This is a genomic window from Acinetobacter sp. SFD, assembly GCF_001647575.1.
In the GTDB taxonomy this organism is placed as follows: domain Bacteria; phylum Pseudomonadota; class Gammaproteobacteria; order Pseudomonadales; family Moraxellaceae; genus Acinetobacter; species Acinetobacter pecorum.
In genome coordinates this window covers 323,277-338,072 of record NZ_LSZJ01000001.1, presented here as the reverse complement: position 1 = coordinate 338,072, position 14,796 = coordinate 323,277, and the positions used below count along the sequence as shown (strand labels likewise).

Below are 14,796 nucleotides of genomic sequence, written 5' to 3'. Positions count from 1 at the left end.
TGAAGTCTAAAAAAACGCCTGCAGCAGCAGGCGTTTTTTATTGCGGTTTTTTCAGTTTAAGCTTGAGTGGTAAAATAATCTTCAGAGAAGTTCATGATGACGTCAGCACCTGATTTTATTTTAGTAATACGTACTGCCAGTTCAGGCAGGATACGTTGCACAAAGTAGCATGCCAAAGCGAGTTTATTTTTATAGAACTCACCCTCTTTATCTTTTGCTGCATTGGCAATGCGTGCAAACATGTAAGAGAAGCTCAATAGACCTACTGCATGCAGATAGTCAACCGCAGCCGAGTTTGGAAAGTCATGACTTTCTTTTGCTGCTTCCAGAATGTACTGAGTCACTGATTCAACTTCAGTGGCTGCATCCAGAGTGGCATCTTTAATGAAGTTCAGGTCTGCATCCAGGCTGTTGGCAAAGTCACGGATTTCAGAGATATATTCAGAGATATATTCACCGTCGCATTTAATGGTTTTACGACCGATCAAGTCTTGTGACTGTACGCCGTTGGTGCCTTCATAGATCTGGGAAATACGCAGGTCACGGATGCATTGCTCCACGCCCCATTCACGGATATAGCCATGGCCGCCGAAGACCATTTGTGCATCCAGTGTCGCCTGGAATGCAGTATCGGTCAGATACGCTTTTGCGATTGGTGTTAATAGCGCAACACGGTCATTGGCCTTTTTCACAGCTTCCGGATCGGTCGAGAACTTGGTGATATCCAGCTGTTGACCTACATATACCGCGAATGCGCGCGAAGCTTCATTGTTGGCACGTGCATTCAGCAGCATACGGCGTACATCACCATGTACCAGAATACTGTCTGCAGGTTTGTTTGGCGACTGAACGCCAGCCGCACTACGACCCTGTAAACGGTCTGTGGCATATTGCGCAGCATTTTGATAAGCAAACTCAGAAGCGCCCAAGCCCTGGATACCCATTGACAGGCGTTCATAGTTCATCATCACGAACATTGCCGCTAGCCCTTCATTTTCTTTACCAACCAGGTAACCTTTCGCACCGTCGAAGTTCATTACACACGTTGCAGATGCCTTGATCCCCATTTTGTGTTCAATCGAACCAGGGCCAACCGGATTGCGTTCACCCAGTGAACCATCTTCATTCACCAGGAATTTTGGTACGATGAACAGGGAAATACCACGAGAACCGGCAGGCGCATCAGGCGTTTTTGCAAGAACTAAATGAATGATGTTTTCAGCAAGGTCATGGTCACCGCCAGTAATGAAAATCTTGGTACCAGTAATGCTATAAGTACCATCATCATTACGTTCAGCTTTGGTCTTGATAATACCAAGATCGGTACCTGCATGCGGTTCAGTTAGGCACATGGTACCTGACCATTCGCCAGAGTAAATTTTAGGCAGATAGGTTTCTTTTTGCGCTTGAGAACCATAGCTGTTTAAAGCCATACCCGCACCCACTGAAAGAAGCGGGTAGAGCATGAAAGATGGATTGGTGGCAAACAGCATTTCATCAGAAAGTACTGTCAACATTTTCGGCATTTCCTGGCCGCCCCATTCTGCATCGGCACCCAGCCCGATCCAGCCGCCCTCAGCATATTGTTTGAATGCTTCTTTAAAACCAGCAGGTGTGGTGACATTGCCATTTTCATATTTTGCACCTTCTTCATCACCTGTACGGTTCAGAGGAAGCGTGACATTTTGTGCAAACTTCGCCATTTCTTCAAGAATAGCTTCTGCTGTAGCAGTATCCAAGTGGGCAAGGTTTTCATTGGCTTGCCAGAACTGTTCTGCATTGAAAACATCGTTCAGAATGAATTTCATGTCAGCAAGTGGCGCGTTATAAATTGGCATAGTGTGTCACCTGTTTTATTGTTTGATTGGGTTGTTTGACTCAGTCTAAAGCATTAAAAATCTGAATGTTAGACGACTAAAGGTTAATTCTGTAACGCTTTATAAAGAAAAAGGACTGCCTGATGATGACCGTCCTTTTTCTTATTATGCATTTAAAACTGCACTAACTTAGAATGCGAAGTGTTCAGCATCTAAAGTCATTAACGGCTCTACACCTGTTGCAATTACGTCAACGTGTGCACGAACACGTGGCAGGATTTTCTTGAAGTAGAAACGTGCAGTAGTCAACTTGGCATTGTAGAAGTCTGCTTCAGTTGTACCAGCAGCAAGTGTTTCCTGAGCAACCAGTGCCATGCGTGCCCATAGGTATGCAAGGGTTACATAACCAGAGAAGTACAGGTAGTCAACCGCAGCTGCACCCACTTCTTCAGGGTTTTGCATCGCACGCATACCAATCTGCATGGTCAGGTCGCCCCATTCCTTGTTCAATGCCGCAAGCGGTTCAACAAACTCTTGCATTGCAGCATTGTCTTTGTTTGCTTCAGCAAATTTATGGATGATCTTGGTGAAGTCTTTCAACATTGCACCTTGAGTACCCAGAACTTTACGGCCTAACAAGTCCAGTGCCTGGATTTCAGTCGTACCTTCGTACAGGCAAGCAATACGTGTATCACGTACAATTTGCTCCATACCGTGCTCAGAAATAAAGCCATGACCACCGAATACCTGTACACCGTGTTTCGCAGCTTCAGAACCGGTTTCAGTCAGGAACGCTTTTGCGATAGGTGTGAGCAGTGACAAGATGTTGTCTGCAAATTTACGGTCTGCTTCTTCCGATGCATGTTCAACCACGTCAGCGTATTGTGCTAACAGGTAAACCAGGGCACGACCACCTTCTGCATATGCTTTTTGCGTCAACAGCATATTACGTACCGCAGGATGCACAATGATTGGATCTGCGTCTTTTTCAGGTGCTTTAGGACCACTTAAAGAACGCATCGCCAGGCGGTCTTTTGCATATGCAAGTGCGCCTTGGAATGAACCTTCAGATGCTGCAAGACCTTGAACTGCTGTACCGATACGTGCTGTGTTCATGAACGTGAACATGCAGTTTAGACCACGGTTTTCAGGCCCAATCAGGTAACCTTTTGCGTTATCAAAGTTGATCACACACGTTGCGTTACCATGGATACCCATTTTGTGTTCGATCGAACCACAACGTACGCCATTGCGGTCAGCGATTGAACCGTCAGCATTCAGGTTGAATTTTGGTACGATGAACAGAGAAATACCTTTGGTACCTTTCGGTGCGCCAGGAAGGCGAGCCAGTACAATGTGGATGATGTTCTCTGCCATGTCATGTTCACCAGCAGAGATAAAGATTTTCTCGCCAGAGATTGCATAGCTGCCGTCAGCTTGTGGCTCGGCTTTGGTACGGATAATACCTAAGTCAGAACCTGCGTGAGATTCGGTCAGACACATCGTACCCGTCCACTCGCCTGAAACCAGTTTAGGCAGATAGGTATCTTTTTGTTCTTGAGAACCGTGGTGTTCTAAAGTACGAACTGCACCGTGAGACAGACCCGGGTACATACCCCATGCCCAGTTCGCAGTACCGACCATTTCAGAAATTGTGATGCCTAAAGAGTTAGGAAGACCTTGGCCGCCATATTGCTCTTCAGCAGAAAGAGAAGGGAAGCCCAGCTCGATATATTTTTGGTATGCTTCTTTAAAACCAGTTGGAGTGGTGACAACGCCATCATTCCAGGTACAGCCTTCACGGTCACCGGTCTGGTTAATAGGAGATAATTCATTTTCACAGAAGTCTGCTGCAGCTTCTAAGTACTGATCCACCAGCTCACGGCTTACGTTTTCTTGGAATGCAGGGAGATTTGCATAGTGTTGTTCAGCATTTAATAACTCATGCAAAACGAATTGCATATCACGTAAAGGCGCTTTGTATTGTGGCATATCGGGTTCCTCAATACTGGTTGAACCAGCGTTATAATCTTAGATGAACTAAAACCTGTCGTCACTGACATGGTTTGGAATAGTCTAATCGTGCAACAACTTCCCTTGCGGTACAAGCTTTTTGAGGTGATTTGTTGGTGACTGTAAAGTCAAAGATTAATCTGAATAGTGCCTTAAATGTCTTGCGTATAAAGACTTTAGTCATATTCTGCAGGAAAGGAATAGTCAACTGTATGCAAAAAAGTGCACACAATAAAAAAGCACCCGAAGGTGCTGATGGTGACGCATTGATTCCTATGTATTAATAGGCAGGCGCTTTAGGCTGGAAACGAACAAGGCATTTGCCATTGATGGTGTGTTCACCCATCTTGATCTGTACTGCAGTACCGTCTTTTTTACCTTGACAGGCTTGGCGCATTGCCTGTTGATGTGCCTGACGTTGAGCCAGACGCTGATCAAACTGTTTGGTTAATTCTGCACGTTGGGCATCAGTCAGGACTTCGCCACGCATCATGCTTCCACGCATGTCACCACGCATTGGACCATATTCAGCTTGCATGCCGCGATATTCGCCACGTTGACCTTTCATCTCTTTACGATCTGCTTTAAAGACCATCTGGCAGGTACCATCTATAGTTTTATCGCCACTCTTGACCTGAATGGCTGAACCAGCAGCTTTATTGTCGCAGGCCTGTTGAAGCTGTTTGGCAAACTGCATCCGTTCTGCACGTTTCGCCTTAAACTGCTCACGCTGTTCAGGGCTTAGATGATGTTTTTTACCTTCATGATGTTTCATCATGTGGGGGTGATCACTACTTTGCACATTGCTGGTAGATTGACAGGCAGTCAAGGCACCCATTGATAAAACACTGGCACTGATTAATGCTATTTTTGTCATGGTTTGCATATGATTTATCCCGTTAAAGGTCTGATTCTTTTGATCGTTAAAGATTAAACAATAAAGATGTAGAAACAATGAAGGGTTTTTTGATGCAGTGTTCGCTACAATAATGAATATAGAAGAAAAATTGAGATTTCTATTTTGAACATTCGCCGTATTCCCATTGCATTACGTCTATTTTTGACTGTGCTGTTGACCACGCTGGTCATTACCACGGTGAGTCTGGGTGTATTGCATCTGAATATGCAGCGTAATTTTGCCCGCTATGTCGCCGATGTCGAAATGCAGAAGCTGGATTATGTGATTGAAAATCTGGCAGATGTTTATGCGGTCTATCAGGACTGGGGTAATGCGATTCAGGCACAGATTCTCCAGATAGAAGGTGAAGCCGCACCGGATGATTATGACCGTTTATCACGTTGGTGGCTGCGCCGTCAGTATGATATTGCCTTGCAGCAGCGTTATTTTCAGGAACAGACCCTGGCTCAGGTCGCACCCAGTATGGTAGATCCGGCGCTGCCACAACGTCAGGTCAATGAAGAAGAATTACGTGTGCTGGCATCTAATTTGCCTTCACAGTTTCAGCCCTTTGAAGGTTTGAAATTCCCGCTCAGCTCCAATCAGAATCTGTTTAGATCTGACCGCAAGAATGGGGAACAGCCAGCACAGCAACCGACTGGCAAGAAGCAGTTTATCCAGATGCCGGATCGTCTTGGTCTCAGTTCACGTCTTTCCCTGTATGATGCCAAGCGTCGTTTTGTGGTCGGTGAGGCTTCGGATGAGCAGGTCTCCTATCGTCCGATTATGGTAAATAACCAGATTGTCGGCTATTTGGGCTTAAAACCGGTACTAGACCAAGATGATGCCTTAAGTATCAATTTCTTTAGTAACCAGAAGCGTTATTTATTTCTGGTATATGCACTCAGCGTTCTGGCAAGTCTGATTGCTTCTTTGTTACTGGCGACTTATTTTAAAAAGCCGATTCAACGTCTGCTGAATGGTACGCGAGCCTTAACCCAGGGTAATTATCAATATCAGATTAAAGTGAACCGCAATGATGAACTGGGTGATTTATCCAATGAACTAAATGCATTGGCAGTAATTCTGGATCAGCATGAAACCTCACGCCGTCAGTGGGTGGCAGATACTTCGCATGAATTAAAAACCCCACTGGCAGTATTGCAGGCACAGATTGAAGCAATGCAGGATGGAATCCGTAAACCAACCCCTGAGCATTTTGCTTCCATGCTGGCGCAGGTGAGTAGCCTGAAAAAGCTGACTCAAGATCTGGCTGCACTGGCACAGGCAGATGCCCAGCAATTGCAATTTTATTTCTCGACGGTCAATCCTTGGGAAGTGGTACAGCAGGAACTTATCAACTTCCAGCCGAACTTTGAACAGGCTGAATTGACAGTCACTGCAGAGGGTGAAGGTACTGAGTTAAATCTGGATCTGGATCGTTTTAAACAGATTGTGGCGAACTTGCTAAGCAACAGTATTCGCTATACTGAAGCAGGCGGGCAGGTTTATATTCATACCACACAGGATGATAAAGAATGGACCCTGTATGTCGATGACAGTCCATATGGCCTGACCGATGAACAACTGGCACGTATTGGTGAACGTTTCTACCGTGTCGATGATTCACGTACCCGGGCCACTGGCGGAACCGGCCTTGGTTTGGCATTATCATGTAAAATTACGCAGGCGCTGGGCGGCAGCTTAAGCTTTGCACATTCACCGTTGGGTGGTTTGCGATGCAAGCTGAGCTTTCCTAAACAAATGAAACCATGAAGGGAATATATTGATGAAACATATCATGCTGGTTGAAGATGAAATCGAACTTGCACAGTTGGTGCGAGACTATCTGGAAGCTGCTGGTTTTGAGGTCAGTATGTTTCATGATGGGCAGGAAGCATATAACAGCTTTACCCAGCGTAAACCGAGTCTGATGATTCTGGATCTGATGGTGCCGCGTATGGACGGTCTGACCATTTGCCGTAAAGTGCGAGAACAGTCAGATTTGCCAATTATCATGGTGACCGCGCGTACCGAAGAAATTGACCGCGTACTGGGGCTGAATATGGGGGCTGATGATTATATCTGTAAACCATTTAGTCCAAAGGAACTGGTAGCACGGGTACAGGCTGTGTTACGTCGTCTGGACCGTAAATCAGAACCGGAAAGCAATGACCTGTTCCGCATGGACAAATCCCAGCAACGGATCTGGTACCAGCAAAAAGCTTTGAACCTGACGCCGACTGAATTCCGTTTACTGGAATTATTCCTGGAACATGTTGGACAGGTCTATTCTCGTGCGCAATTGCTGGATCATATCAATCCGGACAGTTTTGATGTCGCAGACCGGGTCATTGACAGTCATATCAAAAACCTGCGCCGCAAGATTTCCGATGCAGCTGAAACCGGTAACCGTCATGAGTGGATTCAGGCGGTGTATGGGGTCGGTTACCGTTTTGAATATCCTGAAGACTGATTTTTAGTCCGGCTTAAGAAAAGCGAATGGGTGAGTACTTATTCGCTTTTTTTATAAAGCATTATTTTTTTGATTTTATGAAAAGAACAGGGCACTTGTATAATGCCTCCTAGATCATTTTTAGAGGGTTCTAAAACCTATGGTTTGGATGGTTAAGAACTTATTTTAATCTAAATTATTTATTACTTTTTTAGATTCTGAGTGAGGGCGAAAAACTGTTGGCCATAAATATTTTAATTTATTTCAATATAATAATGAAGGCAGTCTCTAGTATTCTCACCGATTAAAGGAAATCTTGCCCAATTTTTTAAAATGCCTGTTTGGGTGAAACCTGATTTAATCAGGGTATTGTTTGATCTGCTATGTTCTGCATCACAAAAAGTCTCAATTCTTTCAAGAGTGCTATTATTTTTTAAATAAGTAATTACAGCTTTTAGTGACTCTTGCATGAACCCTTGTCCTTGAGATTTTTTCCCTAGCCCAAAGTGGATTTCCCCACCATTCCCTTTATTAAAAAATAGCACAATCCCCAGAGCCACATTGGTTTTCCGGTCACTGACGATCCAGGCAAAATCTTGATCTGGGTTTTCCCAGTTGGCCCCACACCAATTTTCCAACATGTTTTTTGTCTGACTTATATTTTTATGTGGCATTCTCTGCAGGTATTTACTCGATTCCCAGTCTCCGAAATATTCAGTAAAGAGAGAATTTTCATCCCCAGTCTGAAATTTACGTAAATTTAGACGATCAGTTTTTATAGGCGAAGCTAATACTTTGCGAGTTTTCATAGTTATTTAATTTAAAATTCTAGCCTTAGTTTAAAAAAATATGATCAGTTTATTCAAGTACAGCTTAAATGCTCCTAAGTAACTTAATTCTTTGCTGATCTACTTTCTTTAACTTTTCAGTTGATAAAAGTTCATCGTTAAATAGTTATACCTTACATCAATAGACATTCGGTTGGTGGTCAAATGACATTAGGACAAAATATTTTTAAAGCAAAAACGTTGAACATCCTTAATTTTACTGAATGTTTTACCTTTTACTGACTTGAATATGTCCGTGTTTTTTAATAATTCTTCTGCCTGAGGGTAGCTCAGTTGATTTTTACGTAATTGATCAATTGTAGTGCTCTGTCTCACCTCAAACACAGATTCAGTCCAGCTTCCATATTCTGGAAGGTAAAAAATTCGATCTCCATATGTCCAAAAACTCCCTTTGAGTGAAATCCCTTTATATAAGGGATGCTGAATGAACAGATCTTCCTCTTTTTTCCATTGAGAGAAGGGCATATTGTTTAGCATTCTAATTTCTGAAGTTGTTGAGCATAATTCAGAAAAAAACATGAATAAAGTGCTTGAGAAGGTTTGATATTTTCTAAAAAAATAAATGTGCTTACCATTACTGAATACACTTGGGGATAATCTGTGAAGGTCTGAGATAAAGGGATTTTTGTTGAGGACTTCAAGTTGAAGCTTTTGAGTATTAAAAAAAGCGATTTGATCCTCAGAAGTAAAAATTGGGAAAAAGGTATGATTGTCATCTTTTTTAATTATCTTTAGATTTGGCTAATCAATTTTATGTGATTGATAAAAATAGCGATCGCTTAGTGGGTCATATAAGTAAATTTCGAAGTCAAATGGAATGGATTTTAAAGCGTCATTGTAATTTAAATCTAAAATTTCATGTTTATAAAAAACATTTTTTTGATCTGTGATATAGCTGTTTTCTTGCCAGATTTTTTCATGGGGTTGAAAGGAGGTTAAATATCTTAAGTGATATGGATCTGTTGATTTTAACTGTTGTCCTTCAACATAAGTCGATTCACCATTCGTCACGATATTTTTAATTATTAGCTTATAGTTTTGCTTACCATTTTTTAACTGATATAGAGGGTAGTGGTATCCTGATTTTGCAATTTTTCTCCCCAATAACATCGAATCTATTTTTTCAGATAAAGTAGGATCGATCGAATCTGAACTTGCCCTAAAACTCCAATCACAAAAATAAGTATTTTGATGATCAGTCAGATAGCCCCCTCCCAGATAAATTAAACGAGAAGGGCTTAGATTAGGAATTTTTTGAAATCCACAATACACATTGTTCTTATCTAGGGCTATATTTTTTCTTCGATTTTGATCTTGATCAAAAGAATCTTTCCAATGGAAATGTTGAGCCAATGTTTTAAATGAGTTTACATCCGCTTCTGGAATGGGAACGCCATATCGAGCAAGTGGAATGGGGAAAAAGTAATAAATTTGATTATTAAATTTTTGAAAATGAGACGATTCATTTTTAACAAGAGCGACCCCTGTACGGTCAAAATAATCTGTGATGAGTCCTGGAGGGGAGAATTGCGCTAAGCGTTCCTCCTTGCTTAAAGTGGGTTTGGTGAATTGAGGAAATAGATAGATTAAAACTAGTATGGTTAAAGCAATCCCTATCATTTTTATATTTGACATGCATCCTCACATGAGCAATGAAATTTTATTCTTGAAGTATTAGGTTATTTAATTTTTAGTATTTAATAGAGAAATTCTCTGTCTTTCAACTTTCTTCAATTTTGCCACAACCAGCTCATAAGAATTCAGCACCAAATCTTTAATCAAAAATTCATCCAGATATTTACTCTCGTAAACTGAAATCCAATGCTGTTTATTCATATGCCAGCCAGTACGAATATATGGATAAATATCCCGCAGCATTGCACCGTGCTCAGGCTCGACTTTTAAATTAATGGCAGCTTTACCTTGTAAATGAAAAGTCAGCATAAAGACTTTATCCATGACTTTATAAACATCACAGCCCTCGCCAAAAGGCTGGGTGACTTTTAGTTCAGGAAGTTTTAAAGCAGTTTGGGCAGCAAGAGTGTGTAAGGTCATAAGCTGTGAATAAATAAAAAAACTGTGGATAGTGTTTAAATTATCCACAGTTTTTATTTTAGATGTGAATAAATTAAGAAGAACAACTCACCATCACTTCAGGCACATCACTTGGCAATGGTGCTAAATCTTCAGGCTGTTCCAGATCTGACTGTTTCTGATAAGGCTGACTCAATAATTTAAACAGGCGGTCTACTTCAGAAAAATCATCACGCTCTGCCAGTTCAATGGCTTTCTGTGCCATATGATTTCGCAGAATATAATGTGGATTGGCCAGTTGCATGGCGGCATCCAATTCTTCTATATCCTGGTGTTCACGGATAGATTCATATTGCACCAGGAATGCTTCAAACTGGCGTCGGTCCAGGCAGTCGTCTTTAAGGGCTTCATAGTCTTTATTTTGCAACCGGATAAAACTCTGGGTGTAGTCCAGTTGCTCACTTTGCAAAATTCGCAGGAATACCATTGCACAGTCAAAACTGTCTTTATGGAAACTTGGCAACCCCATTTTCTGGTTTAAACCATGTTCATAATGTTCCAGGAAAGTTGGTTCATAGTGTTCCAGACATTGGGACAGATCTTGTTTCCATTGTTCTTTATCATAGTCTATAGGGCAGAGCGAAATCAGGTTATTCAACCACATCCATAAATTCCAGTGTCCGATACTGGGCTGCTGCTGATAGGTGTAACGGCCTTGATAATCGGAATGGTTATTGATCCAGTTCGGACGGAAGCGTTCCATAAAACCATAAGGGCCAAAGTCGAGTGTTGAGCCGGTAATATTCAGGTTGTCGGTATTCATCACGCCATGTGCAAAACCGACCAGTTGCCATTTGGCAATCATGACGGCAGTGCGCTGAATGACTTTGGTGGCAAAGGCTAATATTGGCTGTTCAGCTTGCAGACATTCGGCATAATGCCACTCAATACATTTTTGCGTGAACTCAGCTAATACATCTGGTTGATATTGATTGATCCACTCGAAATGACCGAAACGGATATGACAATCCGAAGTGCGCAACATCATCGCGCCCGGCTCAAGCTTCTCGCGCTGAATTCCCTGCGTGGACGAGGTGAATCCAACTGCATTACTGGATGCGACACCCAAAGCATTCAAGGCATGACCTGCCAGATACTCACGGATCACTGAACGCAGCACCGCACGACCATCTCCCATACGCGAATAAGGCGTAGACCCAGCACCTTTTAAATGTAGATCAATGGTCTGATTATTTTTATCCAGAATTTGCGCAATCAGCAGCCCGCGACCATCTCCCAACTGTCCTGCCCATTGTCCAAACTGATGGCCTGCATAGACCATGGCTAAGGGTTCAAACTCAGCAAAGACTTTCTGAGCACTACAAATCTCGACCCATTGTGCCTTGTCTTCGTCCGACCATTGCAGCTGTTCTGCCAATGCAGCATTAAAATGTCCAGCTTTTGCGCCTTTTAACGGAAGAGGAAGCTGATGATGATAGAGGCAGGACGGAAGTGTTTGATAGCGAGAATTAAAATACATGGCATTCAGTACAGGCTAGGAGTAAATGAACTATAACAAAGATAGTTGTATAAAACTGTTGTATAAGCGAGAGTTCACGTTATCTTTCAGCATAAAAAAAGCCCCGAGCGGGGCTTTTCGTTTTGACAGATTTTTATTGAGAAACTGCAGATTTTTTCAAATTACGAACCAGTAAGTTCAAGGTCTCACGGTGATGGGAAAGACGTTGTTCTACCAGCTGGAACTCAACTTTCAATTTGTCATCCATCTGGTGAATCTTTTCAGCCATCGATGCTTTCTTGACCTGAATTTCCTGTTCTTTCAGCTTCGCCCAGTCATTTAAAGTTTGGGTAAAAGCATCATATTCCTGTGCAATCTTGGTTTTCACTGTCGAGATATCTTCAGAAACGTCATGGCCATAAACTGCAAGATCCTGTTCAGCATATTTAAACTTCATGGCCAATTCCGCTTTTTTAATATTAAAGCTAGGAATACGGCGCAAGTTTTTTGCTAAACCGAGTTTAGAGCAGGTCCAGATCAACCATTTGGTCGGATCATACTGCCACCATTTCACGCCGTTACGGTAGTCGTACTGGAAAATGTGGTGGTAGTTATGATAACCCTCACCCCAGGTTGCGATTGCGAGTACAAAATTGTCACGCGCAGTATTTTCGTCAGTATATGGACGATTCCCCCACATATGGCACAGTGAGTTGATGAAGAACGTGACGTGATGGCTCAGGATTAAACGCATTAATCCGCCTAATAGCAATACACCCCAGACATCGCCTACCATCAAGCCAATAGGTAATAAAATTGCGGCATGAACGGCAATCACTAATGGAACGTAGTATTTGTCCTGAAACATCACTACTTTATCTTTCAACAGATCTGGCGCATTTTTGTAGTTGGCTACACCGGATGGATAATCACGTAACATCCAGCCAATATGAGCATACCAGAAGCCTCGATTGATCGAGTACGGGTCTTGCTCCACGTCATCAACATGACGGTGATGGGTACGGTGACCAGATGCCCAGAATAAAATACTATTCTGTACTGCAAATGTACCCATGATCATCAAGATGATCTTTAATGGTAAGGTGGCTTCATAAGCACGATGTGCCCACAGGCGATGGTATCCTGCTGTAATGCCAAGGCTGCTTACGCCCAGTAAAACAAACATACTGATCCAAGCGGCAACACTAAAATCATGGTGATACGCATACAACGGAATCGCAATCAGGGCTACGATTGGTAAAAATACCAAGGCAAACACAGCAATCCAGTTGATGGGGGCTTTGGGTAAGGGAGCATTCATCTCCAACAGCACTCCTAGAACCTCGAAAGGTTTTAACAATAAGCAGAAACCGCTGTTCGTTTTAACAGCAGCCTATCTTGTTCATATTAGCATGTGGTCTAGGGCTGCACTAGCATTATTGTACGGTTGTATTGTACTTGTGAGTCTTGGAATAAGCCGACAAAAACTGCCATTTTTCCAAGCTGGATAAGCCCTGATTTCTGCCTAAGTGACTGAGGATCATCAACCTTTTATTTTTTTATTTTTGGGTTAGGATAGCTCAAAGGGTTGTTCATAATTTCTACAAGATTGCATATCAGTTTGCAGACAGATGCGGAAAATAAACCTAAGTTAACCTAGACTTAGCATAAGTTTAAGCAGATTCTCTATTTTTAAAAAATTGATGAGGGTAAAGATATAAACAAGAAGATAACTGCAAATTTATTATGTAAATGAGGCTAGTACTTTAAAGCTGTTGCAGCATCAGTTTTGGATAATCTGTAATTAAGCCCTGAATACCCCAGTCCCGAAGCTGCTTGGCACGCGTCACATCATTGACCGTCCAGACACTGATATTTAGCTCGGCTGCCTGCGTAGCCTGGATCAGGTCTTGGCTAACCAGTTCATTCATCCAGCCAATATGACAGCATCCCAGTTCCAGCGCCTGATCAATGGCTTGGTGTTTGACATCGGTTTCAATCAACAAACCGCGTTTTAAGCGGGAGTTTTGCTGTTTCAAGGCATTCAGGATTTTCGCATCAAAGCTGGTAACAATAGCTGCCTGCTCATAGCCTTGCAGTTGTTGTTCGACTTCTAATGCTATTTTTTCGGCTGCTGCTTCGGAGTCAACGCTTTTGATTTCAACTTCAATATGTTCAAAATTTCGAATGACATTTAAGGTTTGATCAAGGAGCGGAGTGGCTTCGATTTTATTCCATTCTGACCATTTGACTGCATGATTATATTGGACAAGATCTTGACGGTTACACTCATACAAAGGTTTCTGCAAGCCGGTGGTACGAACAAAATTGTCGTCATGCATGATGATTAAAGCATTGTCTTTGAGTTGACGAACATCAAACTCAACGGCGCGAATGCCGATTTCCTGAATATACTGAAAACCGCCCAAGGTATTTTCAGGGGCTTCGCCACGTGCACCACGATGTCCAATTATGCGCATAAGATGCTCATGAGTGGGAAAGTTAAGTTCATTTTGCGAGGGCTACGTGACAGAAGGATGACACTATCTATTTTCGTCAGATGCCCTATAAAATCAAGACACATCTGACGCGTATTTTTAGATGCTAATCTGGAAGCTGATTTTACTTTTCGATGCTGTCATTGATATTTTTTTGCCAGAGCACTTCAGAACCACCCTCAGCGCGTTGCAGGGTACGTGATGCGACAAATAACCAGTCGGATAGACGGTTGAGTAGTTGCAATGATGTTGCCTGAATATTTTGGTCACGGTGGTGGACTGACATCACGCTGCGTTCGGCACGACGACAGACTGCGCGAGCCTGATGGGCAAAGCTGCACACCAGCGTTCCAGCAGGCAGAATGAAGTCTTTTAACATCGGCAAAGCTTCATTCATACGGTCGATATCATTTTCCAGAAACTCAATCGATACCGGTTGCACCAGATTAAAACCCGGAATACACACTTCACCACCCAGATCAAATAGCCAGTGCTGGATCAGACTTAGGGATTTATCCCAAGGAGTTTTATCTTCAATAGTGCTTGTAGAAATCTGCGCGCGTAATACGCCAATTACGGCATTCAGCTCATCGACATCACCCAGCGCGGTAATACGCAAGTCATCTTTGGCAACGCGTGAACCATCGCCCAGTCCTGTAGTACCCGAATCGCCTGTGCGCGTGTAGATTTTGCTTAAACGGTGACCCATTTGAA

Annotated in this window: 13 protein-coding genes; 2 read left to right on the top strand and 11 right to left on the bottom strand. The window is 42.7% G+C overall.

Features of this window, described 5'->3' with window-relative positions:
* Nucleotides 1-56: 56 nt before the first annotated feature.
* The 3 genes from AY605_RS01675 to AY605_RS01665 all read right to left on the bottom strand — a co-directional run bounded on the left by AY605_RS01675 (nt 57) and on the right by AY605_RS01665 (nt 4,716).
* Entirely contained in the window at nt 57-1,838 is a 1,782-nt protein-coding gene (locus AY605_RS01675) for an acyl-CoA dehydrogenase C-terminal domain-containing protein (RefSeq protein ID WP_064094742.1), read from the bottom strand.
* A 168-nt stretch (nt 1,839-2,006) separates the two neighbouring features.
* A complete protein-coding gene (locus tag AY605_RS01670) occupies nt 2,007-3,809 on the bottom strand; it encodes an acyl-CoA dehydrogenase C-terminal domain-containing protein (RefSeq protein WP_064094741.1) in 1,803 nt (600 codons plus the stop codon).
* 301 nt (nt 3,810-4,110) lie between these two features.
* Entirely contained in the window at nt 4,111-4,716 is a 606-nt protein-coding gene (locus tag AY605_RS01665) for a hypothetical protein (protein ID WP_064094740.1), read from the bottom strand.
* Between the two features lie 135 nt (nt 4,717-4,851).
* Between AY605_RS01665 and baeS the strand changes: the two genes are divergently transcribed.
* Together baeS and AY605_RS01655 are read left to right on the top strand one after the other, a co-directional pair.
* Nucleotides 4,852-6,504, top strand: coding sequence for a sensor histidine kinase efflux regulator BaeS (gene baeS, locus AY605_RS01660; protein WP_064094739.1), 1,653 nt, complete (start codon nt 4,852-4,854; stop codon nt 6,502-6,504).
* A gap of 13 nt (nt 6,505-6,517) precedes the next feature.
* Complete coding sequence (locus AY605_RS01655) at nt 6,518-7,204, top strand: response regulator (protein WP_064094738.1); 687 nt, start codon at nt 6,518-6,520, stop codon at nt 7,202-7,204.
* A 233-nt stretch (nt 7,205-7,437) separates the two neighbouring features.
* Here AY605_RS01655 and AY605_RS01650 read toward each other — a convergent pair whose 3' ends face one another.
* The 8 genes from AY605_RS01650 to AY605_RS01615 form a co-directional block, all read right to left on the bottom strand.
* On the bottom strand, nt 7,438-7,992 hold the full coding sequence (locus AY605_RS01650) for a GNAT family N-acetyltransferase (RefSeq protein WP_064094737.1): 555 nt from the start codon (nt 7,990-7,992) through the stop codon (nt 7,438-7,440).
* A gap of 189 nt (nt 7,993-8,181) precedes the next feature.
* Nucleotides 8,182-8,550, bottom strand: coding sequence for a hypothetical protein (locus AY605_RS01645; RefSeq protein WP_155857651.1), 369 nt, complete (start codon nt 8,548-8,550; stop codon nt 8,182-8,184).
* A 222-nt stretch (nt 8,551-8,772) separates the two neighbouring features.
* Nucleotides 8,773-9,666 (bottom strand): DKNYY domain-containing protein, encoded by an 894-nt coding sequence (locus AY605_RS01640; RefSeq protein ID WP_064094735.1) that lies wholly within the window; start codon nt 9,664-9,666, stop codon nt 8,773-8,775.
* Between the two features lie 48 nt (nt 9,667-9,714).
* Nucleotides 9,715-10,086 carry an MmcQ/YjbR family DNA-binding protein gene (locus AY605_RS01635; protein ID WP_064094734.1) on the bottom strand — a complete coding sequence of 124 codons (372 nt, stop codon included), beginning with the start codon at nt 10,084-10,086 and terminating at the stop codon, nt 9,715-9,717.
* Nucleotides 10,087-10,159: 73 nt separating this feature from the next.
* Nucleotides 10,160-11,605: a protein adenylyltransferase SelO gene (locus tag AY605_RS01630; protein ID WP_064094733.1), complete on the bottom strand. Its 1,446-nt coding sequence runs from the start codon at nt 11,603-11,605 to the stop codon at nt 10,160-10,162.
* 133 nt (nt 11,606-11,738) lie between these two features.
* Nucleotides 11,739-12,905: an acyl-CoA desaturase gene (locus AY605_RS01625; RefSeq protein ID WP_064094732.1), complete on the bottom strand. Its 1,167-nt coding sequence runs from the start codon at nt 12,903-12,905 to the stop codon at nt 11,739-11,741.
* 445 nt (nt 12,906-13,350) lie between these two features.
* Complete coding sequence (locus tag AY605_RS01620; RefSeq protein WP_064094731.1) at nt 13,351-14,064, bottom strand: glycerophosphodiester phosphodiesterase; 714 nt, start codon at nt 14,062-14,064, stop codon at nt 13,351-13,353.
* Between the two features lie 142 nt (nt 14,065-14,206).
* Complete coding sequence (locus tag AY605_RS01615) at nt 14,207-14,791, bottom strand: cob(I)yrinic acid a,c-diamide adenosyltransferase (protein ID WP_064094730.1); 585 nt, start codon at nt 14,789-14,791, stop codon at nt 14,207-14,209.
* Between the last annotated feature and the right edge of the window lie 5 nt (nt 14,792-14,796).